The sequence below is a fragment of the Psychrobacillus sp. FSL K6-1267 genome, from assembly GCF_038003265.1.
Lineage (GTDB): Bacteria > Bacillota > Bacilli > Bacillales_A > Planococcaceae > Psychrobacillus > Psychrobacillus faecigallinarum.
Window position 1 is genome coordinate 909,991 of record NZ_JBBOOR010000001.1, and the last position, 22,838, is coordinate 932,828.

At 36.6% G+C, this 22,838-nt stretch carries 18 protein-coding genes; 12 read left to right on the top strand and 6 right to left on the bottom strand.

Annotated elements, in window-relative coordinates:
• Positions 1-209 precede the first annotated feature (209 nt).
• The gene (locus MHB55_RS04570; RefSeq protein WP_340862699.1) at positions 210-1,541 is read left to right on the top strand and encodes a sigma 54-interacting transcriptional regulator; all 1,332 of its coding nucleotides are present in this window, start codon (positions 210-212) and stop codon (positions 1,539-1,541) included.
• A 104-nt stretch (positions 1,542-1,645) separates the two neighbouring features.
• On the opposite strand, the gene MHB55_RS04575 is transcribed toward MHB55_RS04570, so the two are convergent.
• Entirely contained in the window at positions 1,646-2,617 is a 972-nt protein-coding gene (locus MHB55_RS04575) for a proline dehydrogenase family protein (protein WP_340862700.1), read from the bottom strand.
• 243 nt (positions 2,618-2,860) lie between these two features.
• Here MHB55_RS04575 and MHB55_RS04580 point away from each other — a divergent pair, with 243 nt between their 5' ends.
• Positions 2,861-3,841 carry a proline racemase family protein gene (locus MHB55_RS04580; RefSeq protein WP_144537313.1) on the top strand — a complete coding sequence of 327 codons (981 nt, stop codon included), beginning with the start codon at positions 2,861-2,863 and terminating at the stop codon, positions 3,839-3,841.
• Between the two features lie 52 nt (positions 3,842-3,893).
• The gene (brnQ, locus tag MHB55_RS04585; protein WP_144537315.1) at positions 3,894-5,243 is read left to right on the top strand and encodes a branched-chain amino acid transport system II carrier protein; all 1,350 of its coding nucleotides are present in this window, start codon (positions 3,894-3,896) and stop codon (positions 5,241-5,243) included.
• Between the two features lie 154 nt (positions 5,244-5,397).
• Here brnQ and MHB55_RS04590 read toward each other — a convergent pair whose 3' ends face one another.
• The 3 genes from MHB55_RS04590 to MHB55_RS04600 form a co-directional block, all read right to left on the bottom strand.
• Positions 5,398-6,114, bottom strand: coding sequence for a YHYH domain-containing protein (locus MHB55_RS04590; protein WP_144537317.1), 717 nt, complete (start codon positions 6,112-6,114; stop codon positions 5,398-5,400).
• 156 nt (positions 6,115-6,270) lie between these two features.
• The gene (locus tag MHB55_RS04595) at positions 6,271-8,784 is read right to left on the bottom strand and encodes a LuxR C-terminal-related transcriptional regulator (protein ID WP_340862701.1); all 2,514 of its coding nucleotides are present in this window, start codon (positions 8,782-8,784) and stop codon (positions 6,271-6,273) included.
• Positions 8,785-8,911: 127 nt separating this feature from the next.
• Positions 8,912-9,166 carry a hypothetical protein gene (locus MHB55_RS04600; RefSeq protein WP_340862702.1) on the bottom strand — a complete coding sequence of 85 codons (255 nt, stop codon included), beginning with the start codon at positions 9,164-9,166 and terminating at the stop codon, positions 8,912-8,914.
• A 445-nt stretch (positions 9,167-9,611) separates the two neighbouring features.
• On the opposite strand from MHB55_RS04600, the gene MHB55_RS04605 reads away from it, so the two are divergent.
• From MHB55_RS04605 to MHB55_RS04645, 9 genes are all read left to right on the top strand, one after another.
• Positions 9,612-10,304, top strand: a complete 693-nt coding sequence (locus MHB55_RS04605; protein ID WP_225215878.1) for an ABC transporter ATP-binding protein — start codon at positions 9,612-9,614, stop codon at positions 10,302-10,304.
• Positions 10,301-11,626, top strand: coding sequence for an ABC transporter permease (locus MHB55_RS04610; RefSeq protein WP_144537323.1), 1,326 nt, complete (start codon positions 10,301-10,303; stop codon positions 11,624-11,626). The genes MHB55_RS04605 and MHB55_RS04610 overlap by 4 nt, the downstream gene beginning before the upstream one ends.
• A 166-nt stretch (positions 11,627-11,792) precedes the next feature.
• Complete coding sequence (locus MHB55_RS04615) at positions 11,793-12,836, top strand: GDSL-type esterase/lipase family protein (RefSeq protein ID WP_340862703.1); 1,044 nt, start codon at positions 11,793-11,795, stop codon at positions 12,834-12,836.
• Positions 12,837-13,036: 200 nt separating this feature from the next.
• A complete protein-coding gene (locus MHB55_RS04620; protein WP_340862704.1) occupies positions 13,037-14,587 on the top strand; it encodes a PucR family transcriptional regulator in 1,551 nt (516 codons plus the stop codon).
• 52 nt (positions 14,588-14,639) lie between these two features.
• Positions 14,640-15,872 carry a metal-dependent hydrolase family protein gene (locus MHB55_RS04625; protein WP_340862705.1) on the top strand — a complete coding sequence of 411 codons (1,233 nt, stop codon included), beginning with the start codon at positions 14,640-14,642 and terminating at the stop codon, positions 15,870-15,872.
• Positions 15,873-15,893: 21 nt separating this feature from the next.
• On the top strand, positions 15,894-17,033 hold the full coding sequence (locus tag MHB55_RS04630) for a M24 family metallopeptidase (RefSeq protein ID WP_340862706.1): 1,140 nt from the start codon (positions 15,894-15,896) through the stop codon (positions 17,031-17,033).
• 22 nt (positions 17,034-17,055) lie between these two features.
• Positions 17,056-17,922 carry a sodium:solute symporter family protein gene (locus MHB55_RS04635; protein ID WP_340862707.1) on the top strand — a complete coding sequence of 289 codons (867 nt, stop codon included), beginning with the start codon at positions 17,056-17,058 and terminating at the stop codon, positions 17,920-17,922.
• A complete protein-coding gene (locus tag MHB55_RS04640) occupies positions 17,919-18,440 on the top strand; it encodes a sodium:solute symporter family transporter (RefSeq protein WP_340862708.1) in 522 nt (173 codons plus the stop codon). The genes MHB55_RS04635 and MHB55_RS04640 overlap by 4 nt, the downstream gene beginning before the upstream one ends.
• Before the next feature lie 383 nt (positions 18,441-18,823).
• On the top strand, positions 18,824-21,415 hold the full coding sequence (locus MHB55_RS04645) for a bifunctional 2',3'-cyclic-nucleotide 2'-phosphodiesterase/3'-nucleotidase (RefSeq protein WP_340862709.1): 2,592 nt from the start codon (positions 18,824-18,826) through the stop codon (positions 21,413-21,415).
• 60 nt (positions 21,416-21,475) lie between these two features.
• Here MHB55_RS04645 and MHB55_RS04650 read toward each other — a convergent pair whose 3' ends face one another.
• Positions 21,476-21,664, bottom strand: coding sequence for an acyltransferase (locus tag MHB55_RS04650; RefSeq protein ID WP_144537333.1), 189 nt, complete (start codon positions 21,662-21,664; stop codon positions 21,476-21,478).
• 98 nt (positions 21,665-21,762) lie between these two features.
• Positions 21,763-22,587 (bottom strand): DUF2599 domain-containing protein, encoded by an 825-nt coding sequence (locus tag MHB55_RS04655; RefSeq protein ID WP_144537335.1) that lies wholly within the window; start codon positions 22,585-22,587, stop codon positions 21,763-21,765.
• Positions 22,588-22,838 lie beyond the last annotated feature (251 nt).

The window sequence follows — 22,838 nt, forward strand, 5'->3', positions numbered from 1 at the left end:
GCAAACTCATTTTGCACTTTTGCGAAAAGTATATATATAATAATGCAATAACATTTGGCATATTTCAACTACTAAATTTAGAAAACTTTAATAAATTTCGAACAGTTGTAGTTTTTGGTCACTTAACTACTATATTTTGTTTATATACTGTCTAATTTTCATACATATTTGCTTTATCCATATCTAAGAGTAAAGGAGCTGTGAATCCAGTGGAGCATAAACACCTACTTCAAATATATGAATTCATCACAGAGATGAGTGATAACGGAATTCGTGCAATCGATATGCAAGGTAGACCTGTTGTCTACAATCAAAAAATGAAAGAGCTGGAGGGACTAACTAACGAAGAAGCGGAGAAGCGTATCGCCAAAGAGATTATTCAGTTTGGAATGGAAGAGAGCATCCTACAACAAGTTCTTCAAAATGGACAGTCCATCAAAAATCAGAAGAAGACCTTTTGGAATGAAAAGGGACAAGAAATCACTACCATTCGTAATATCTTACCGATAGAGAATGATGGTCATATTTTAGGAGTAGTAGAGTTTGCGAGAGATATTTCAGCACAAGAATTTATGATGTATCAGCCGCTTCGTAGATATGGACAGCCACTCATGTTTGAAACGATTACTGCAGTTTCGGACGTAATGAGAAATGTTATTTCAACAGCAAAGGTGGCGGCAGCTAATCGAATCCCTGTTATGCTAATCGGTGAATCGGGCACAGGGAAAGATATGATTGCAGAGGGAATCCATCATGCATTATCTGAACCAAACTCCCAGTTCATTACGCTGATTTGTAGAAGAGATGAGGCAACTGTCATAGCCCAGCTTGAAAAGTATGTAACTGAGCTATCTAATATTACTTTTTTTGCCGAGCGAATTGAATATTTATCAATGGATGCTCAAGAAAAAATTGTGAAGATGCTTAAACAACATGAGAAAAAGAATCATGTTTTTATTGCGAGTATTGGTGATGATCCAATTGAACTTATCAATACTGGTAAGCTCTCTAAGAGGCTATATTATTTCTTTTCTACCATCACGATACAGATTCCATCACTTCGTGAACGAAAGGAGGATATTATGCCATTTGTGGTCGATTACCTTTCTAGACTTCGGCAAAATGTTGGTTGTATTGTGAAGGGACTTGAAGCAGACGTTGAACAAATCTTTTTATCTTACGACTGGCCTGGAAATCTAAAGGAGCTGGAGGTGCTACTCGACGAGATTGCCTCCCTCATTACTACAGAAGAATATATAACGAAGGATATGTTACCGATTTATTTTCGTTGGAAGACACAGGAGATTAATCCGAAAGACCATCATACAGATACCGATTTATTTATCGTTCAATCGGAAAAGGATCTCCGACCACTCGACCAATATATTCGAGAAGTTGAAGATTATTATATTTTAAATGCGTTGAGCTTCTTCAAGGGCAATGTATCCCAGACTGCTAAAGCGCTAGGGATAAAGCGTCAAAGTTTGCAATATCGCATGAAGAGGATGAAAGCAGTGGAAGAAAAAGAATATAGTGAATAAAAAAACTGGACCACCTGTAAAGAGGAGGTCCAGTTTTTTTAGGATAAGAGAATATACTAATACCCATCTGATTGCCGATACAGAAATAGATGCTTGTACTTCTCTTATTTGCGTTTTGTTAAACGTCCAGCTAGGAATGCAGCAGCAGCTAATCCAATAACTGTGTTTGTTTTTTTAGTGAAGACCTGCTTGGTCACAAGGGCTAAATTTTGTGGGCGTTCAGCTAGACGGCGCATGAAGTAACCATACCAATCACGACCAAAAGGAACATAAGTACAGAAATTATATCCTTCTTTTGCTAGCTGTAGCTGCATGTCCTTACGGAAGCCGTATAGCATTTGGAACTCAAATTTATCATTAGGAATGTTATTAACTTTTACAAATTGCTTTACATGATCAATAACGTTATGGTCATGTGTTGCGATAGATGTAAATTTGCCATTTAGTAAATGATACTCAATCAATTCAATAAACTTATGGTCAATTTCCGCTTTGTCCTGATATGCGATGTTAGCAGGCTCTTTATAAGCACCTTTAACAATTCTTAAACGATAGTTTTTATATTTTTCAATATTTTCATCAGACTCGTGGAAGTATGCTTGAATTACAGTTCCCACGTTTTTATGCTCTTCGTTCAACTCCTCCATCAATTCAAAAGAAGGATGTAAACGGTCATAGTTTTCCATATCGAAGTTAACAAAAATATTGTATTCGTCAGCAAGAGCGACAATCTCTTTTAAATTTTGATAGCAGAAATCACGCTCAATATCTAAGCCCAGTTGAGAAGGCTTTAGAGAGATATGCGCATCCACTCCGTTTTCGTGAATTGCTTTAATAACTTCGAGAATTTGCTCCTTAGCCGCAGTAGCCTCTGACTTTTCATATACGAACTCGCCTAGGTTATCAACCGTGCAAGAGATTCCTTGTTTGTTTAACTCTTTAATACTTTCGATTGTTTCTTGAATGTTAGTTCCCGCAACAACGCTTTGGGCTCCCATTTTTAAACCATATTTTTGAGCTGCACTATTTAGTGTGCGGTTTTCTGATAAAGCGATAAAAAAGTCACGTAATGCCATCTAAAACCTCTCCCTTATTTTGCTGAAATAATTTCCAGAGCATTATATCACAGAAATTAAAAAAACAATAAATTTCTCTTATTTATTTTTAGAATATTTGTTGATTAAGCCGCTGACCTACAGGCTTTGTTATATATAAATAATTATTTTATAAGAAATATATGAATTCATTATACTTTTCAAAAGATATAAAATAATATATGTTTTTAATTATGTAAAAAATTTTTGTAAAGGAGGAATAGTATGGAACAGTATATTTTAAGTATTGAAACAATCGATACACATACTATGGGAGAAGCTACACGTATAGTTATCAACGGTTTTCCAAAGATTATTGGGAAAACGATGATGGAAAAAAAGGAATATGTTAAGGAAAACTATGACCATATTCGCAAGTTGTTGATGAATGAACCAAGGGGACATAAGGATATGTTTGGTTCCATTTTGACAGAGCCGACAAACGAGAAATGTGATATTGGAATAATTTTTATGGATAGTGGATCATACTTAAATATGTGCGGCCATGGAACTATTGGCACGGTAACGATGTGCTTAACTAAAGGTATTATTCCCAAAAAAGAACTTATATATGTGGATACTCCATCAGGAATAATAGAATGCAGAGTGAGCTTCAATGGAGAAAGAGTGGAAAGCGTAGAATTTACGAATGTGCCTGCATTTATTCTACATAAAGGCTTGTCCATAGACTTAAAAGAAATTGGAAATGTATCAGTGGACATAGCATTCGGAGGAAGTTTTTTCGGAATAATAAATTCCTCTGATTTAGGGGTCAAAATTGATTTGTCTGATAAACATAGAATAATAGAGCTGGCTACAGAGGCTAGAGATTATATTAATAAAAATATAAACATTGAGCACCCGACTATTCCCAATATCCGAACAGTGGATCTAATCGAAATTACTGACAAGATTAGTGACAACCACTATAAAAACGTAGTTGTTTTTGGAGATGGACAAATCGACCGTTCTCCTTGTGGAACGGGAACCTGTGCAAAAATGGCAGCATTGAATTTAGAGACTGGTGCATCTATTATTCAAGAAAGTATTATAGGTTCTACATTTGAAGGAAAAGTTTTAGGGAAAACAAAGGTTGCAGAAATGGAAGCTATTATTCCAGCAATTAAGGGGTCTGCTTGGATCACTGGCGAGCACAAATTTATCCTACAAGACGCAGATATTTATGCGGAAGGTTTCGCTATATAATTATATTAAAATATCTTTTGTTTAAAAGTTTTTAAAAAAAGGGAGAAAATAAATGGAAAAAAAATTATCGTTTTTTCAAATTGTAGCCATTGGGTTTATGTTATTCGCCATGTTCTTGGGTGCTGGTAATGTAATTTTTGCTCCAGTTCTAGGGCAACAAGCAGGTACAAATACGCCGATTGCTATGGCAGGTTTCTTGGTAACAGGGGTAGGGTTAGTTTTGTTGGCAATTATTGCACTTACAAAGGGTGGAGGCACTGTAGAAAAACTTGCAAGTCGTGTCTCTCCTAAATTTGCTATTGTTTTCTCGGTGTTATTATTCCTAACTTTAGGGCCAATATACGTTATTCCAAGAACTACGTCAGTTGTCTATGAGATTGCTATAAAACAGCTGATCGCCGACAGTAGTCAAATTGGTTTGTTTTTACTTATCTTTTCTATTATTTTTATCGCTTTAACGGTTTACCTATCATGGGAAACTACTAAATTTGTTGATAGATTAGGGAAGTTGATCACACCTGTTTTTGCAACTCTTTTAGTGATCATTGTTGCAAAATCTATTTTTACTCCAATGGGTTCTGTATACGGACCGATAGAAGGAAAGGGCTACGAAACTGCTAGCGATGCATTTCTGAAGGGTTTTACTCAAGGTTACTTTACTATGGATGTGCTAGCTGCATTTGTGTTTGGTGGAATTTTCATTAAATCGATTGATGCTTTGGGAATTCGTTCAAAAAAAGAAGTATCCAAAGTATTCATTAAGGCAGGCCTCATCACTGTGGTGGGACTAGTTCTTCTGCAGGTGTCTATGTCATGGATAGGTGCAACTAGTGTGGATGCTGTTGGTTATACAACAAATGGTGGAGAACTGATTGCGCTTGCTTCTAAGGCGTTATTTGGACAAATCGGTATTTATTTAATTGGAATAGTTATTTTCTTAACAGGTATTACAACAAATGTAGCATGTTTAGCTGCTGTTGCAGAATACTTCGAACGCATTATTCCGAAAGTTTCCTATAAAAAATGGTTAATAATCTTCTCACTTGGAAGCTTGATCATCACAAACTTTGGATTAACAAAAATATTAACAATGGCTTCTCCAATATTAATGTTACTCTATCCAATTGCCATTGCGTTAATAATACTTATTTTTACAGATAGCTGGTTCAAGGGATCACGTTCGGTTTATGTAGGTACTATTATCGGAGTTGGTATGGTAGCAATTACAGATGCGCTTAAAGAAGCAAACATTGCTGTGGAAGCGCTTAATAACGTATTTGGTTTTATTCCTTTATTTACAAGTGGAGCTGGCTGGATCGTGACAGGACTTATCGGTGCGGTGATCGGTTACTTCTTTAAAAAGGAAAAGGAAGAAGAGACAGGGGAATTGCAGGAAGTATAGAAATTTTGACATAACGTGATGGCGATGAGATTTGATTTGCAAATCGACATAGAGCGAATAACGGAAAAAAGACTTCAACAATATATTAAAAGATTATAAAAATGTCCCTGAAAGATTTACTCTTCGCAGGGACATTTTTTTGTTAAAAACGATGCTAGTTAGTTATATTAAACTTTTTAAGCATTGCTTCGCGTGTACTTTTACCATATACGCGATAAATCATTGTATTAGTTTTTTGTGTTTGCTTTTGAAATGCTACATATGCTTGTTTTGTTTTCTCGCCGTTTGAATCAAGTTTATTGAGTGATTGATAATCTTGAAATTGATTTAATAGTTTTTCTCCAGAGTTAATAGCATCGATATATGCCTGAGTTCTTAGGTAAATCTCTGTTACTTTCTTCAGTCTCTCTTCTAAATCATTATATAAAGTAACGTTTGAATTAGCTCTTGCAGCCGTGATAGCATTTTTAGTATTGTTGTAAAGCTTCATATCAATTTGACTAATTGGGTTATTAGAATATTTTGTTGCTCTATAATCGTAAGAAGTTTCCCATTTAAGTGACCCAGCGTAGCTTTCTGCTTGTTTTATTAGTGCCTCAGCTTCTGTGTAAGGATCGATGGATACTATATTCTTTTGGCTACTTGCAGTATTACTTGTATTGCTTTTAGTAGTCTTGTTAGTAGCTGGCTTCTTGGTCGTGCCTCCATTATGGTAATGATACTCTCCATAATCTAATCCCCATTTTCCACAATTTGTCCGACAAGTGTGTCCACCGTTTGAATCTGTTCGCCCAGGGTGTGCCATAGCAGGTGTGGTCAGCCCTACTAACAATAAAGTGAAGGTTAATAATGATACAACTAGTTTTTTCATAGTTTCTCTCTCCTTTTTATGTAAAACAAGTGTTAATTTTACCATAAAAAATACAAAAAGAAATATAAAAAAGTAAATTAAAGGTAAAAATAGAGACGAAAGAGGTGAGTAATATTTGCTATAGAAAAATTAGCGTTGCGTGACAAATATAAATAGTTACTTCAGTAATATCGCCTTTGCTCTAGAAGTGACACCAAGCTTACTATAAATAGTTGTCAAGTATACACGAACGGTTCCTTCTGTTAGAAAAAGCTTTTTTGCAATTTCGCGATTGGTTGCACCATCTACAAGCAGATTAAAAACTTCCATTTCTCGTGGTGTGAGTAAATCTAATAAATTATCCGCTTCCCTTGAATTTTCTATTAGAAGTTCTACGTAGCTCAACGGCACTGAATTCCAAGATATTTTTTTATTCTTTTGGCGCATTTTCAAATAAGCTTTTAACAGATTTAAACTGGCTTCTTCATCTAAAAAAGTTCGGACATACCCATAAGCTGAGCCATGGCTCAATGCTTCATGCAATGCTTTTACAGCACTGTCTTTATGCCCCATCTGCATTTCACATATTGCCTCTAACATAGTAGCTTCTATAATAGTAGATACTTGCTCTTCCTGTAATGCTTTCGTTTTTACCTGTATTATTGTCTTTAGAGCCTCTTCTAACTTTGCTTTTGCTAATAAAAAGCGAACATGCGCGAGTAACCAAAAAGGTTGTTTCGACTCCGCTTTTCTCAACTCGACTTCCGTGCGTAACATATCTCCTTCAAGTAGATAACATCGTGCTTTCATCGTGCGCAATATATTCAACCAATGCTTCTCACTTACCAAATCCATCACATTATCTATTAATGCATGAGCTGCTATATAGTTTTTATTTAGGACGTAAATCTGAGCTTTTAATACATACATAGGTATAAATAATCCTGGATCTTGTAGGCTGTGGCCATATTTTATAGCCACTTCTAATTCGGATTGGGCTGCATCTAGATAGTTTTTTTCATACATTGTTTCTGCGGAAACCCCGTAGCTAAAAGCGGTCATACTTTTATCTTTGAATTCTGTTTCTCGAAATAACTTGGCGAATGGAATGGATTGCTCCCAAGACCAAAATTTACCCTTAGATCCAATGCTCGTGCGCAAAATCTTATGTTCAAATAAGTTATATTGCATTGGAATATGGTCCCATCTAGAACCAACAATTCCTTTTTCTAATTGTTTTTGAATTATTTCTGTCGCTTGTTCAATATCCTTACCCATTCCAATAAGACCATACGCCTTCACTGTAACAAAAATATCTGCAATTCCTCTATTTTTCTCTTGGTCCATCCATTGGCCTATACGTTGTTTTTCATCCAACTCATAAATAAGTAGACCAGCCTCTACTATTTCAAATGTAGATATTAATGTGATTATATACATAACGAGTATTTCAAAATTAGCATCGTAATGATTACTACGTAAAATTTTTACCCACCTTGCAAAGGTAGCGGTTTGCCCTGTCTGAAATATATCTACAAGATGTTCTATTATCCACGATTCAGCAAGTTCATATTCACTTTCATTTAAAGCTATTTCAATCGCAGCGATAAAATCCCCTTTGTTATGCAGAAGTGTTGCAGCCTCCAGATTTATCGAAGAAACGATTTCCTTAGAATAACGATGTCTTAGTTCAATTTGTAAAGCTTCGGCAAATAAATGATGATATCGAAATAATGGTTGGTTAGAATTTAATCGGACAGTAAATATGCCCTTTTTTTCAAGCTCTATTAGCACTGTATAACTATCCGTTCGATTCGTTAGGATATTACAAATTTCTGGCTCTAAAGATTGTAACAAAGAGGTGCGAAGAAGAAAGTCCTGTATTGATGAAGGGAGCGTATTCAGAATCTCCTGCAATAAAAAATCAGTTATAGAGGGCTGCAAATGATCAGTTCTATCAACTATTAAAGCATTTTTTGAGGATGCGATCTTCGAAATACTTGTTAATTGGATTCCGGCCGCCCAGCCTTCTGTTGTATTTAACACATGAGAAAGTAATTTATCTTCCTTGTAAAAGAGGTTTTTATTTTCATAATACTGTTTTATTTCTTCGAAGGTAAAACATAGCTGCTGCGTATCGATCTCCCAAAGCCAAGATTTAACGCGCCATTTGGCGATAGGAAGGGGTAGATTAATGCGAGTAGTTAGATAAATGTGAACGTTGTCAGGTAAGTTTTCGATTAATTGAACGAGCATTTGATGAATAACATCATTTTCAATTAAATGATAGTCTTCCAATACGATACATATTCTGTGTTTGATTTGACTCATTTCGTATAAAAATGAGTCAATTAAAAATTCTAAAGTAGAAGGATCCTGGGATTGGAGCAAAGAGGAAAGAGTATTATACATATTGCTTTGAGTGATATTAGATGTTGTATGAATGACATATTTCCAAAATCGAATTGGATCATTATCCGAGGTATTTAAGGAAATCCATGCAACAGGTTCGGTTGAATAACTAAACCATTGGCTTAATAAAGTTGTTTTACCATAGCCTGCTGGAGCTTGAACAACGGTGATTTTTTTTGCTTGATTGTTGCGAAGTAATTCATATAACCGTTCTCTTTCAACAGCTTCAGCCATAGCTCTAGGCACCGTTGTTTTAGAACTCAACCAAACCATTTGCATTCTCTTACCTCCATGAAATTATTTTTTTGCAAAACATAAGGATAAATCACTAGTTCGTATAGCTATTATACTATTAAGGTATGTCTTTTTCTTCTAAAAATTCAAAAATATTAACATTCTTCCATGTTTAAATGATTTCGACTATTTTAGAGTTTAACGGTATTTGTTTATGGCAGAGCATCAACAGATGAGCAAAGAATTTTAAAGAGAGGGGAGAAATATTGAATAAACTCTGGCCATCTATTAAAGACAACCACGTTAATAAGTAACTGAAGCGTGTTAATGCAAGTAAGTAGAAAAAATGGTACATATCAGGAAGGATTTTTTTAAAGAGGAATGTATTTAAAACGACAACAGCAGCAGCTTTATTGGCAAGTTCCATAATGGCATTTTCCCCGACTGCCTTTGGAAAACTATTTCTGTGGATCAATCTATACGAATGTGAAAAATGATATGAACATGGCAGTGAGCCAATATGTTTTTCGAGCACTTGAAGTTAAATTATCTCCAAGCGATACATTTCTTTCTGAAAAAAAAAATTACACCCTAAGCTGTGGCTATAATTAAAAAGAGGTTATGCAAATTTATATGTTTGCATAACCTCTTTATTTTTTACCTACAGAGTGAAAACAATATTATTTATTCTTATTGTTTATATCCATATAAATTAGACTGAGGGTTTAGGGAGAGATAAAACCTAAAGAAAGCTGCTCTTGAACAGTCAAAATCTCATATACACTTTTTTTATTATGGGAGTATAGAGTCATTTTCTCCATTAAATAAAGGATTTCAACTAGGTTTGTCGAATCTTGGGAGGGGGATTGAGGATGCTTATGGGTGTAAGAAATGAGGGATGCAAGATGATTGAACTACGTGATGTGCAAAAGAAATATCGATCAGGAACTAAGCAGTTGGAAATATTGCGTGGGATGAATCTCCGAGTAGAGCAAGGAGAATATGTGGCTATTATGGGGAAGTCGGGCTCAGGCAAGAGTACAATGCTCAATCTATTAGGGACATTGGATTTATTAGATAAAGGAATATATGAACTAGCTGGAAAATCTGTACATAAAATGGGAAAGGCTCGTCGTGCAAGACTTAGAAACGAGGAGATTGGATTTGTGTTTCAGCATTTTCAGCTCATCCCAAACTTGTCAGTTTATCAAAATGTGTTACTTCCCTTAACATATGGGAAGAAAAGATTTAAAAGGAAGAAAGCAAGAGTTCTTGCAATGCTAGAAGAAATGGGCATCCTGGATAAGAAAAACCAAAAGCCTGACCAATTATCTGGTGGTGAAAAGCAACGGGTTGCTATTGCAAGGGCTTTGGTCAATGAACCATCGCTTATACTTGCAGATGAGCCGACAGGGAGCTTAGATGAAGAAACCACCGAAAGCATTTTAAAGCTGTTTGACCGTGTGCATGAAAAAGGAGCGACTCTTATTGTTATTACACATGACATGGAAGTGGCTTCTCGTGCTCAACGTGTTTTACAGCTGCAGAACGGGGTGCTCGTATGAAACTACTTACTTCGTTTAAACTAGCCTGCTTTGGTTTATGGTCTAATCGCTTTCGAGTATTGTCGGCCATGATGGGCGTGGTCATTGGTATGTTTGCTGTTATTGTTTTAACTGCGATTGCCATCGGGGTCAAAGATACATTGATGAAGCAGATGGGTAGTCTTGGGGCAGAGCAGATTCTCGTAATGCCAGGACGGCTTCTAGACACCACAACTGGTGAGAAGGATTTACTTAGCGGATTGACTAGCGTGCCTAGCACACTTACATATGAGGATGCCGAAGCGGTGGCAGAGGCCGAAGAAGTTAAAACTGTTACTCCTATTTTAGAAACTATTAATGTGGTGAAGTATGGAGAAAAAAGTGCTCAGTCTTCAATGGTCGGGACAACTGATCAATTCTTGCGCGTTCAGCATGCAGAGCTGTCGGAAGGTCGTTTCTTTACACAAGAGGAGCAGGATGCAAAGGCAAGGGTAATCGTGCTGGGTAACAACATACATAAGACTCTTCTTGATAAGGAAGTGTCTACCACGGAAGGAGAGTCTCCGGAGGATACCAAAGTGGAGCCAGAGCCCTGGTGGAAGCGAATAATGAACAAGATTCTAGGAGAGAGCGCCTCTGCAGAGGAACTTTCTACGTTGGTTGGTCAAACCATCACGATAAATGAAGAAACGTATGAGGTCATAGGTGTATTGGCGCCAAACGCCACTCTTGGCTCTAGTACTGACAATAATGTCGTTATTCCTATTCAAACTGCTCTTGAAACTACCGATATGAAAAATTTAACCAAAATCATTGTAGAAGCATCTAGTGTGGGAGCGGTTGATCGAGTGGATAGTGCGGTGTTTGGTGCAATTAAGACCAATCATTCAGAAATAGATTTCAGCGTCGTAAAGCAGGAGCAAATGCTTGGAGCATTAGGGAAGGTAACTACTATTTTACAGGTTATGCTGTTTGGTATCACTGCAACTGCATTGGTAATTAGTGGGACTGGTATTATGAATGTAATGGTCATGTCTGTTAGAGAAAGAACAAAGGAAATCGGTATTAGAAAGGCGCTCGGTGCAACTACCTTTGAAATTTTGATGCAGTTCTTCTTTGAGACCTTGTTGCTTTGTATCTTAGGAGGAGCGGTAGGGATCGGCCTCGGCTATGTGTTCATAGAATTCTGGAACAATAACGTGGAGATTTTCGCATTGGTGTTACCGCTTTGGGCAGTAAAACTTGCACTGTATACTTCTTTTGGAATTGGAAGCTTGTTTGGAATTTATCCTGCCTTAAAAGCTGCACGTATGAATCCTAGTGAGGCTTTGAGATATGAATAATTTTAAGTAATATTTAAGCAGTCGAGTTTTTTCTCGGCTGCTTTTTATCATTTTTTAATTTTAAAGGATTTAAAAGCAAATATAGGGAAATAAATAAGGTATAGAGCTTTTAATATATATGTAGGGAAAATTGCTTTAGAGAGTTCTAATGAAGGGAGTTTTGGGAATGAAGCAAAAAATGATGGTTGTGGTGGCTTTATTATTGTTGGTGTTTAGTATCAACATGCCTGCTGCCTATGCGAACAATGCAAAGGTGGATTACGTAGCTCTGGGAGATTCGATTGCAAGTGGTCATACTCCTTACGGGGAAAAGATCGGTCGAGGCTTTACAGATATGATTGCAGAGAGACTTGAGAAGGAAGGGAAGTTAGGTTCATTTACTAAAGAGTTTGCTACATCTGGCGAAACAACTAATGGACTTTTAGAAAAATTGAAGCGAAAAGACGTTCAGCAGTCTCTAAAGGATGCTGAGCTTGTTACCATTGTCAGTGGAGCGAATGATTTTATAAAAGCCTTTTATGATCCAAAAGACGAGAGTGTGGATGTAGATTTAGCGGCTGCAACATTGTTATTGAACCAGGTTTCAGAAAATTTAACTTCTGCGGTAAAACAGGTAAAGGCAATAAACCCAAATGCGGAGATTTACTTGTTTGGCTATTATTTTCCATTCCCTTATTTAAAGGATCCAGCAACGAAGCAGCAGATGCAAATGGTCTTCACTATTGTGAACAATCAAATAGCTGCTATTGCAGAACGTGAAGGTGTCCATTTTGTCAATGTAGCCCCCGCCTTTGATATTAAGGGTACTGACTATTTGGAGAATCCAAAGGATATTCATCCTAATGAGGCAGGCTATCAAGTGATTGCAGATCAATTTTTCTTAAATACTTTACCAGAGTTACCAATTGGCTGGGGCAAAGTGATGGAAAAAAATATTCCGGTAGCTTCTAACAAGAAGTGGACAATTACGTTGAGCCAAGAAATCGACCCAACAAGCTTAGACCAATCGATTTTCGTGACGAAAGACGGAGCAAAGGGAATTTCAGTTGAGAAATCTGTTTCTAAAGCAAACGGAAAGCAAATAGAGGTATACGCCCCTAAAGAAGGATATTCCCCAGGTGCATACGAGCTAATGATCACCAATGACCTGAAGGGAAAAAGCGGCACTGCGTTAACTGAAAGTGTTTTAGTCAAGTTTGTAGTGAAATAAGCATATATATCAAAAAGCGTTTCCATCCTTATTAATAGGTGGGAAACGCTTTTTCATTGCCCATTTGTGCAATTTTTTATGTGACAAGTGGATTATAGGTGCCAGGCACCCGTAATCTATCTGTAATTATATTTTCTTAACTTTCTGCTAATATAGTATTTAAGTATATTAATAGTTGTGTGAATGGGGTGAGTGATTTGATGTCTATTGAGCGATTGGCTCCGAGGTTAGAAAAGTATGGCATTCGTTTAGTTAGTGGTTGGCAGGGGAAACAGAGAGAAATAGATTATATAAATATACAGGAGCTGCCGCTTAGAAGTGAGCGGGTTCATCCAGGTGGGTTCATTTTGACGACGTTTGCTGCTTTTAAAGATGAGTATGAAATTTTATCTCATGTAGAATGGTTAATCACTCGAAAGATTTCCGCACTAGGGATCCATGAAGCTGGCTGGGCGGTTATTCCCGATAGCTTGTTGCAGCTTTCTAATACGAACAGTCTACCTATATTCACAATCCCAGTGGACTTATCCTATAAAGAGGTTTTTAAGGAGTTTAATGAATTGCTGTTAGGTGAAAATGATGCTCTTCGTGTTCGGATTGAGGATATGAACCTTCAATTACTAGAAGCGGTTGCCAGGGATAAGGGAGTCAGTTATATTGTTGCTACATTAGGTAAGTATCTTTCCTGTCCCATTGTATTTCTAGATCAAAGCTTAAGCATTGTTTCCATTTGGACTAACAATAATTTTAATCGTCAGGAATTTAGCCTACTAGTAAAATCTGTTTTAGAGAAAGAAAGAGACTCTCTATACAGAGAAAAATACTTGGAGGTCGGGAGCGCCTTGACAGAGTCCTTTTCTTTGCAGCATGATTTAGTGTTTTTCGTCCTTCCTATTATGGAAAAAATCGAAAAGCATGGATATTTGATCATAGGTAATAACGGGGTAGAAGAGTTAATGATCAATTCAGCTATTCAATATGGAAAGACGGCCTTGTTGCTTGATGCGGTAAAGAAAAAGTCTTTAGAGCGTTTTTTAAAGAATCAAGAGATACAGTTGTTAGAAGCGGTTTTTGAGAACAGGAACAGTTTACCTAATCGTACCTCCAATCTATCCTCTTCTCTAAAAAAAATGTCCCAGATTTATGTGTTTCATTTTGAAAATGAAGACCTAATCAATTATGGATTTACTGTGATTTACGATAAATTGGATGGAAGAAATTCAGACAAGATTATTTGGATTTATCAACAAGAGGTAATTTGTATTGCCTCCACCCCTATAGAAATACATAACCTACAGGAAATATTGTCTTCTCTACAAGGCACCTATTGTGGTGTCAGTGAGTATATGACTAGTAAAGTAGAAAAAGATCTCCTTCTAAAATATAAGCAAGCGAAGCATTGTATAAAGCTAAGTGAACAAATGAACGTAAAGCTTATACTCTTTCAGGATATAGGAGTAGACAGGTTTTTGTTTATGATAAAAGAAGAAGATTCTATGCAGGAGGCAGCGAAAGAGTTGCTCCAGCCCTTGTTAGATTTTGATAAACGTAACCAGGCAGACTTAACCAAAACTTTGGAGGTTTATTTGAAGCATTTCTTTAGCCTTAAAAAAAGCGCAGAGGAATTATTTATTCATCGTAATACCGTAAGCTATCGAATGGAAAAAATCCAAGAGCTTTATCCGGGAATTATTTTTGAAAATCAAAATGAATATTTGCTTTTTTCTATTGCATTGCGCTTAATCAAATAGCTTATTGTCCAGAGACTATAAAACAGTCTCTTTTTTTTGTGCTCTAGATACAATGAAAAAGATTTTAGAAAAATCTAAAATTTCTATTAACAAACAGAAAGAAGGGATGAAGATGCAGACCATCTTATATAACTGTTCATTAATTAATGGACTGGATGAAGAAATTATAGAAAATGCTTATTTAATTATAGAAGATAAGAAAATTAAAGAAATTGGGACTGGAGAGATAGAAAAAGTCGAGTCAGCAAATTTAGTGGATATAAAAGGTCAATATGTTATGCCAGGACTAATTGATTGTCATGTACATCTAGTATGGGATGGAAGTGAGGACCCTCAAAAGAACATACAGCATTTAGATGAGTCCACTATTGCATTGGAGGCTTACTCCCATGCACTCCTAACTTTAAAGGAGGGTATTACTACCGTTCGCGATGTTGCTTCTCCAAAGAAAAGTGTATTAAATCTTCGAGATGTTATTAATAGTGGGGATTTGATTGGACCAACCATTATTGCTTCAGGACCAGCTATTTGTATGACTGGGGGGCATGTTCATTATTTAGGAAAAGAAGCAGATGGACCAGACGATGTTCGGAGGGCAACTCGTCAGGTGATGAAGGAAGGAGCAAATCTTATCAAGCTGATGGCGACGGGTGGAATTTACACGTTTGGTGAAGAGCCAGGATCTCCACAGCTAAATGTGGACGAGCTGAAAGCAGCTGTTGAGGAAGCACATAAGAAAAATAAGAAAGTGGCTGCCCATGCAGAGGGGCTAGAAGGTATCCATAACTGTATTGAAGCAGGCGTAGATACAATAGAGCATGCTATTTATGCAGATGAAAGTGCACTTCAGAAAATGAAGGAAAATGGAACCTATTTAGTACCTACGATGATAGTGATGAAAAGATTGGCAACAGATGAAAACATACCAGAATGGGCTCTAGAAAAGGCAAGACATGTAGTTCAGCCTCATGAGGAAATGCTCGAAAAAGCAGTAAAGCTTGGTGTGAAAATTGCTACGGGAACTGATTGTGGTTCACCGGTAACTCCGCCTAATTATTATTTTGATGAATTACAGATTATGGAGGATGCAGGTATGAGTCGGATGGAGGTTATACATGCATCTACTCAAACAGCTGCTGAGTGCTTAGGGTTGGAGGACAGGGGAGTCTTAAAAGAGGGTATGTTTGCAGATTTATTAATTGTAGAGAGTAATCCATTAGATAGTTTATTAGCTTTAAAAGATTCTAAAAGAGTTATGAAAAACGGTCTTTTTATTAATAACTAGGTAGAAAAAAGAAAGGGGTTTATGAATGTGAATTTAGAAAAGAGGATATATCAATTGCGAGAGGTGATGGCTAAGAAAGAGGTAACTCTTTCGGTCATTATGAATTTTGAAAATCAATATTATTTTAGTGGGTTTAAAGCCATTACTTATTCTCGACCAATTGTTTTATTTGTAGGTGAACAGAACACAAAGCTAGTCGTGCCATCATTGGAAGAAAATCACGCAAAAGATAAATCAATAGCGGATCAACTACTAGTCTATTATGAAACGCCTTTACATCAAACTCAGGCAAATTCTTATGTAGAGCTTTTTGAAGAAGTAATATCAACTTATCCTGAAAGTTCTAGAGTGGGGGTAGAGTTTAGTGCCTTGCCTTTTGAATTAGCAAGAAGATTACGTGATAAGGGATATGAGTTAGTTAGCTTAGATGAAGAAATAGTACAGATGCGAGCTATAAAAGAGGAGGAAGAAATAGAACAAATTATCGAATCCGGTAAATTGGTAAGCCTTTCGTTGACGGCATCTCTAGCTCATGCAGCTCCAAATATAACGGAAATGGAGTTAGATCAATTTGGAAATACAGCACTATTTTTAGAGGTCGCTAAGAATCATCCGAACTCTACATTAGATTATTTTGTTATGTCTCCATCCGGTATAGAGAGAACTAATATGCCACATGTGTTTTCTAATACTAGAGCTCTAGATACTAACGATATTATCATTCACAGTCGACAGGTTGGAATCAATGGCTACAGAGCCGAATGTGAACGTACTTTTTTTGTTGGGAAACCAACAATTGAGCAGGAGGAAGCGTTCAAGCTGTCACAAGAGGCGCAGCAGGCTGCGCTGGATTTTATACGAGTAGGGGTGACTGCAGCGGAGGTAAATGAAGTTGCATTGAATGTATTTAAAGATGCGAATGTGGAGCAGTATGTCAGACATCGCACAGGACATGGAATCGGGATAGGACTTCATGAAGAGCCATCGTTAAAATATTCAAATGATCTTGTCCTACAAGAGAACATGGTATTTTGCGTAGAGCCGGGGCTTTATATTCCAGGAATTGGAGGTTTCCGCCACTCCGATACTGTCATTTTGACCAAGCAGGGAACTCAGTTAGTCACTCATTATCCAAGTAAGCTGGAAGATTTAATTCTTTAACTAATTTAGGGGAGGGAATAAAATGAGTATTTATTTAATCGCAGTTGTAATTTATTTAGCTGTAATGGCCTTGATGGGGGTATATTTTAGTAGAAATTCGATTGATACAAGTCAGGACTTTATGGCAGCTGGACGATCACTCCCCTTATGGGTTATGACTGGAACTCTGCTAGCTACCTTTGTTGGCTCTGGGACAGTGGTCGGTGGGGCAAGCTTCATATATCAGTACGGTCCATGGGCCGCAATTTTCAATTTATCAGGTGGGATATTCGGCATTATTGTTCTTTATTTTATCGCAGGAAGGGTTCGCAAAGGGGAAGCATATACGGTTCCAGAAATTATTGAGAAACGGTTTGGAAGTCAAGCCCGTCTTGTTGCGAGTATATTAATACTTCTTGCATATGTGGGAATTACCGCTTATCAGTTCACTGGTGGTGCGTATGTACTGCAAATTACGACTGGGTTACCGATTGAGACTGGTGCGATTATTATCGCGGTGCTTGTTATTTTCTTGACGGTGAGCGGTGGGTTATTCTCTGTTGCCTATACAGATGCTTTAAGTGCTCTATTAATAGTTTTTGGATTTTTAATAGGTTTACCTTTCGTGTTGAACGGAGTAGGGGGACTGGAGGGATTATCTTTAAATCTTCCGGAACAGGCCAAGCAATGGAATGGAGGGCTTAGTCCACTACAATTGTTAGGGTATTTCCTGCCCCTGTTCCTGCTTATTTTAGGGGATCAAAATATGTATCAGCGTTTTGCTGCGGCAAAGGACGAGAAAACGGCGAAAAATTCAACAATTGGTTTTTTCTTAGGTAGTGTACTTGTCATCGGGTTAACTATTACATTTGCCACTGCGGCTATTGTGATGTTTCCGAATATCACATGAATATGGCTATTAATGGATTACCTTTAGCAATAGGATTAGTTGTGCTCTGTGCGTGCGTTGCCTTTATCATAACCACAGGAACATCTTACCTACTCTCTGCTTCAGGGAATATTGTGTATGACTTGTATAAGCGCTATAGCAAAAAAGAGATTTCCGATAAAAAACTATTAAAAATGAATCGTTATGTAGTTGTAGCATTAGGGGTTGTTGCATATGTGCTTGCTATGTACTTCCCCTCTGTGTTAGCTATTCAAATGTACTCTTATACAATGTACGGCGCATCCGTTACACCTGCACTGCTTGCCACCATCCTATGGAAGCGAGCAACAACAACTGGAGTGTTAAGCTCGATGGTGGTTGGTGGTGTAAGTACAATCGTCTGGGAGGTTGTCTTAAACAAACCATTTGAGCTAAACAGCGTCTTATTTGCCTTACCAATGGCTGTAATCACATTAGTAGTCGTGAGTCTATTAACTCAACCAAAAGAAAACATGTCAGGAATCTTAGTTAAAAACTAACCTATATTGTTTCAAAAGTATTACGGGTGCCTGGCACCTGAAATATATTAGAATACTAATATATTTGGAAATTCTGTCCCAGTTTGGAGGGATGGAGGTTTTATCGAACAATATCAACTTTTAATATTATAGAAAAATTATTACAGGTACCAGGCACCTGTAATAATTTATACATACTTTGGAAATAGATAGGTTTTTATGTATTTTTACCCATAATATAAATCTTTTGAGTGTAAATAGTTTGATTTTACGATATTTTTACATTTATTGCATTGTTTTGATTAGAGTATTTGATTATCTTTAGATAGTAGCCCAATTGTTCGTTATTTATGAATAGAATGATAGGCTGGGGGATTTTAAAAATCAGAAATAGGGGTGGAAATGTGAATAGGAAATCTTTAAAAAAATCGGTAGTCTCGGTTGTGCTTGCAACGTCTTTATTTGCTTCTGCAAATGTAACTTTTGCTAGCAGTTCGACTCAACAGATCGTCGATCAAGCTCGTATGGACATGAAAAATGCAGCGTATGCTTATGTGGTGCCTGCCCAAAAGGGGAAAATTGTTACTAGTAAAGAATTATACCCTGCTTTAAACAAGGCGAAGGCAAGTTATGCAAAAGCGAAGGCTGCAATTTCAAAATCCAATGCTAAAAACAAAGCTACTATGTTAAAAGATTTGGATGCTTTGTATTATGAAAAAGTAACAAAAGGAATTGTTCCTTATATTGATGCTTACAACTATGCGGACAAGTACTTAAATCCAATTATGAAAGACATTGAAAAGGCTGAAGCAGCTCGTGATTGGTCAAAGGCAGAGAAATCTTATCATCAATTATCTGCTCAACTGAAATCACGTACAGCTATTCTTTACCGTTTTACTGGTAAGTCAGCTCGTGATCTTTTGTTAGAACAATATAAAGATCCGGCAAATGCTAAGCGTGATGAGTTAAAAATACCTGTCACTATATATATGAAGGTTCTAGAAGCTGAGAAAGCTTTAGCAGCTGGTAAAACAGAAGAAGCTAAAAAAGCTATACTTTCTATTTATCCTTTAATTGATATGCTGCCTCAATCTAACTCTTTACCAATGATTAAAGATTTGATTGACCGAGCTTATGACAATAAATTTGGTGTTGATAAAGAAGCTGCGACAGGGACATTTTCCCTACGTATCCTAGGTACTTCTGATATTCATACAAATATTGTAAATTACGACTACTATAAAGACACAGCTTCAAATAGCTTAGGTCTTGCTAAAACTGCGACATTAATAAAAAAAGCACGCACTGAAAATAGTAATACATTATTATTCGACAATGGTGATTCTATTCAAGGAACTCCGCTAGGATCTTATAAATCTTCAGTGGACAAGCTAGAGGATGGGGAAGAGCATCCATCTATTACAGCTATGGAGCTTTTAGACTATGATGGAGCTACTTTCGGTAACCATGAATTTAACTACGGCCTTGATTTCTTAGATGAAGTTTTAGATGATGCAGACTTCCCTTATGTAAATGCGAATGTTCGTGACGCAGCTACGGGTAAATTAGCATACACTCCTTACGTATTAATCGATAAAGAAGTGGTTGATGCGAAGGGGAATAAAGCAACAGTAAAGGTCGGGGTAACTGGTATTGTACCTCCACAAATCCTGAAATGGGATAAATCACATTTAACAGGAAAAGTAACAGTAGATGATTCTGTGCAAGCTGTGGAAAAAGTTGTTCCAGATATGAAAAAAGCTGGAGCAGATGTAGTAGTAGTTCTTTCTCACTCAGGTATGGGAGATGCTACTCATGAGGTTGGTGAGGAAGATGTAACCTACTTATTGACTAAAGTAAATGGCGTTGATGCGATTATCACTGGTCACGCTCATCAAGTATTCCCTGGAAAAGTAGATGCTTCTTTAACTAATGTGGATATTGCAAAAGGAACTATGAACGGTGTTCCAGTAGTAATGCCAGGTAAATTCGGAAGCCATTTAGGTGTAATTGATTTGACATTGGAAAAAGACGGACAAGGCTGGAAGGTTGCTTCATCTAAAGCTGAGGTTCGTACGATTGCAAAGGATGCATCTGATGTAGACCAAACAATCGTGAATGCAGTGAAGGAGGCTCATGAAGGGACTATTTCTTATGTGCGCCAAGCTGTTGGAACAACAACGGCAGATATTCATAGCTACTTCTCACAGGTGCAAGATGACCCATCCATACAAATCGTAACCAATGCACAAACGGAATATGTAAAAGCAAAGCTTAAAGGTACGGCAAATGAAAAACTTCCGGTTCTTTCTGCTGGAGCTCCTTTTAAAGCTGGAACAAGAAGCGACCCAGAATATTACACTTATGTACCTACAGGTGAGTTAGCAATTAAAAACGTTGCAGACCTATACTTGTATGACAATACAATCTCTACTGTAAAGGTTACAGGAGCTGATGTGAAAGAATGGTTAGAAATGTCTGCAGGACAATTCAATCAAATCAACGCAACTAAAAAAGATGAGCAGCAGCTTATTAATACAGATTTCCGCTCATATAATTATGACGTGATTGATGGAGTAACATATGAAATTGATGTAACACAACCAGCTAAATATGATCCAGACGGTAACTTGGTGAATAAGGATGCTTCGCGTATCGTTAACCTTCAATTCGACGGCAAGCCTATTGACTTGAAGCAGCAATTTATCGTAGCAACAAATAACTACCGTGCGAACGGAACATTCCCGGGTGTGCGTAATGCGACAGAAACAGAAGTATACCCAGATGAAAACCGTCAAGCAATTATAGACTTCATCCTAGAGAAGAAAACAATTGACCCTTCTGCAGACGGAAACTGGAAATTTGCAACACTTCCATCAACTGCAAAAATCATATTCGAATCTTCTAAAAACGCAGCGAAGGTACTTCCTGCTGACGGAAGCATTCAATATATTGGTGAAGGTACTGACGGATTTGGTAAGTACTCTATCAAATAAATAAAAACATAAAAGATCCTTTCTAGCGCTCTGGCTAGGAAGGATCTTTTATACTTTGAGCTATTCTACTTTAAATTCAAACTTCTTTACATAGTTACATTGTTCACATGCCATCCCATTTTGTTTGCTAGTATCGGGATCTTGATAGTAGATTAAATCAAATCCGCAAACATCGCATTCCATTTGATGAAAAATAATACGTGGACCTATAACTGAGTCAAGTAAATTAGTAAATTCTATATGTTGCATTCTCCATGCTCCTTATTGTTGGTATGTATAAATATAGCAAAAACGTTTTTCAAAATTCGTCGAAATTTGGAGGAAACTAAATTATTTCCGTAGACAATTTATTTTGTACTTGGATTACATGAAGCCATAATAGTTGAAAAATAGCCGACATTTTTTCTAGCAGGCTCTAAATTCCACTCGCCCTTAGTTTTTGCAAAATCGAAATGACAATCAAATTGATTTTGTAATCCACTTATATTGCTCCATTTTTCATCATACTTATGAAGATCGACAAGTTTGTTCCACGCATCCAATCTCTTTAATGTCGAAATTTCATAGTTAGCAGAAGTTAATAGATAAGGACTAGGTATCATGCTGACAGAATCTAGTTTGCCTCTTGTAATCCACTGATTTTTAGAAAAGTAGGTAGTAATATCTGGACTGGAAATTTCTATATCAATAGTTACTGGGTCTAAAAGTTTATTTGTTTCAATTTTTAATTCGAGTATGTTTTTATTTTTTACATTTGTAGTCACTTTTAATTTGTTTTGAGCTTTTTCTGTTGAAATGAAAAATAAACCGATAGATTCATTTTTCTTATTGAATATATGTCCTGCATTGTATTGCTTCCCTGAATCCTCTTTGTAGAGAACTAGATATTCATCATTATAGAAACTAAAAGGAATTTCTACTACGGTAGATGATGTTGAAGGAAGTACTGTAATAGATTGTTTTATACGAGCATCTTTTTTTTCTTTTATAGTTTCTTTAGGCAAAATTATAAAAGGAGAAACCTTTTGAGTAGTCGGTGACCCAACGCCTATTTTGTTTCCTGAAGATGTAGTTATAAAGGCATTGTTGTTTGATGGATGTGCAGAAGCAGTACTACCAAATAACGTTAGTGAAGCGAAAAATACGATGAATATGTACCTATTAAATTTCATGATATAAATTACCCTTCTATGTTTTATAAATTACATTATAGCAGGACTTATTTCATAAAAAAAGACATTTTTAATTAAAAAAAGGAAAAAAATTTATTTAGATTTATTAAATAGTATTAATGGCTTATTCTTTGTGACTAAAAAAAGTCTAAACAAATAGTTCTAGTTTTTTAGGCCTATTATTTCAAATGTATTACAGGTGCCAGGCACCTGTAATACATTTGAAATAAGTTGGAGGGTATTTTGTTATT

Bases quoted from the DNA above. Each gene is read 5' to 3' on its own strand.
- MHB55_RS04600 (WP_340862702.1), bottom strand. From the start codon at position 9,166: ATGGAACTTGCCAATAAAGCTGCTGCTGTTGTCGTTTTAAATACATTC.
- MHB55_RS04630 (WP_340862706.1), top strand. From the start codon at position 15,894: ATGAATGTGAATTTAGAAAAGAGGATATATCAATTGCGAGAGGTGATG.
- MHB55_RS04575 (WP_340862700.1), bottom strand. From the start codon at position 2,617: ATGGCATTACGTGACTTTTTTATCGCTTTATCAGAAAACCGCACACTA.
- MHB55_RS04590 (WP_144537317.1), bottom strand. From the start codon at position 6,114: ATGAAAAAACTAGTTGTATCATTATTAACCTTCACTTTATTGTTAGTA.
- brnQ (WP_144537315.1), top strand. From the start codon at position 3,894: ATGGAAAAAAAATTATCGTTTTTTCAAATTGTAGCCATTGGGTTTATG.
- MHB55_RS04650 (WP_144537333.1), bottom strand. From the start codon at position 21,664: ATGCAACATATAGAATTTACTAATTTACTTGACTCAGTTATAGGTCCA.
- MHB55_RS04635 (WP_340862707.1), top strand. From the start codon at position 17,056: ATGAGTATTTATTTAATCGCAGTTGTAATTTATTTAGCTGTAATGGCC.
- MHB55_RS04615 (WP_340862703.1), top strand. From the start codon at position 11,793: ATGAAGCAAAAAATGATGGTTGTGGTGGCTTTATTATTGTTGGTGTTT.
- MHB55_RS04595 (WP_340862701.1), bottom strand. From the start codon at position 8,784: ATGCAAATGGTTTGGTTGAGTTCTAAAACAACGGTGCCTAGAGCTATG.
- MHB55_RS04655 (WP_144537335.1), bottom strand. From the start codon at position 22,587: ATGAAATTTAATAGGTACATATTCATCGTATTTTTCGCTTCACTAACG.
- MHB55_RS04610 (WP_144537323.1), top strand. From the start codon at position 10,301: ATGAAACTACTTACTTCGTTTAAACTAGCCTGCTTTGGTTTATGGTCT.
- MHB55_RS04640 (WP_340862708.1), top strand. From the start codon at position 17,919: ATGAATATGGCTATTAATGGATTACCTTTAGCAATAGGATTAGTTGTG.
- MHB55_RS04625 (WP_340862705.1), top strand. From the start codon at position 14,640: ATGAAAAAGATTTTAGAAAAATCTAAAATTTCTATTAACAAACAGAAA.
- MHB55_RS04605 (WP_225215878.1), top strand. From the start codon at position 9,612: ATGCTTATGGGTGTAAGAAATGAGGGATGCAAGATGATTGAACTACGT.
- MHB55_RS04620 (WP_340862704.1), top strand. From the start codon at position 13,037: ATGTCTATTGAGCGATTGGCTCCGAGGTTAGAAAAGTATGGCATTCGT.
- MHB55_RS04580 (WP_144537313.1), top strand. From the start codon at position 2,861: ATGGAACAGTATATTTTAAGTATTGAAACAATCGATACACATACTATG.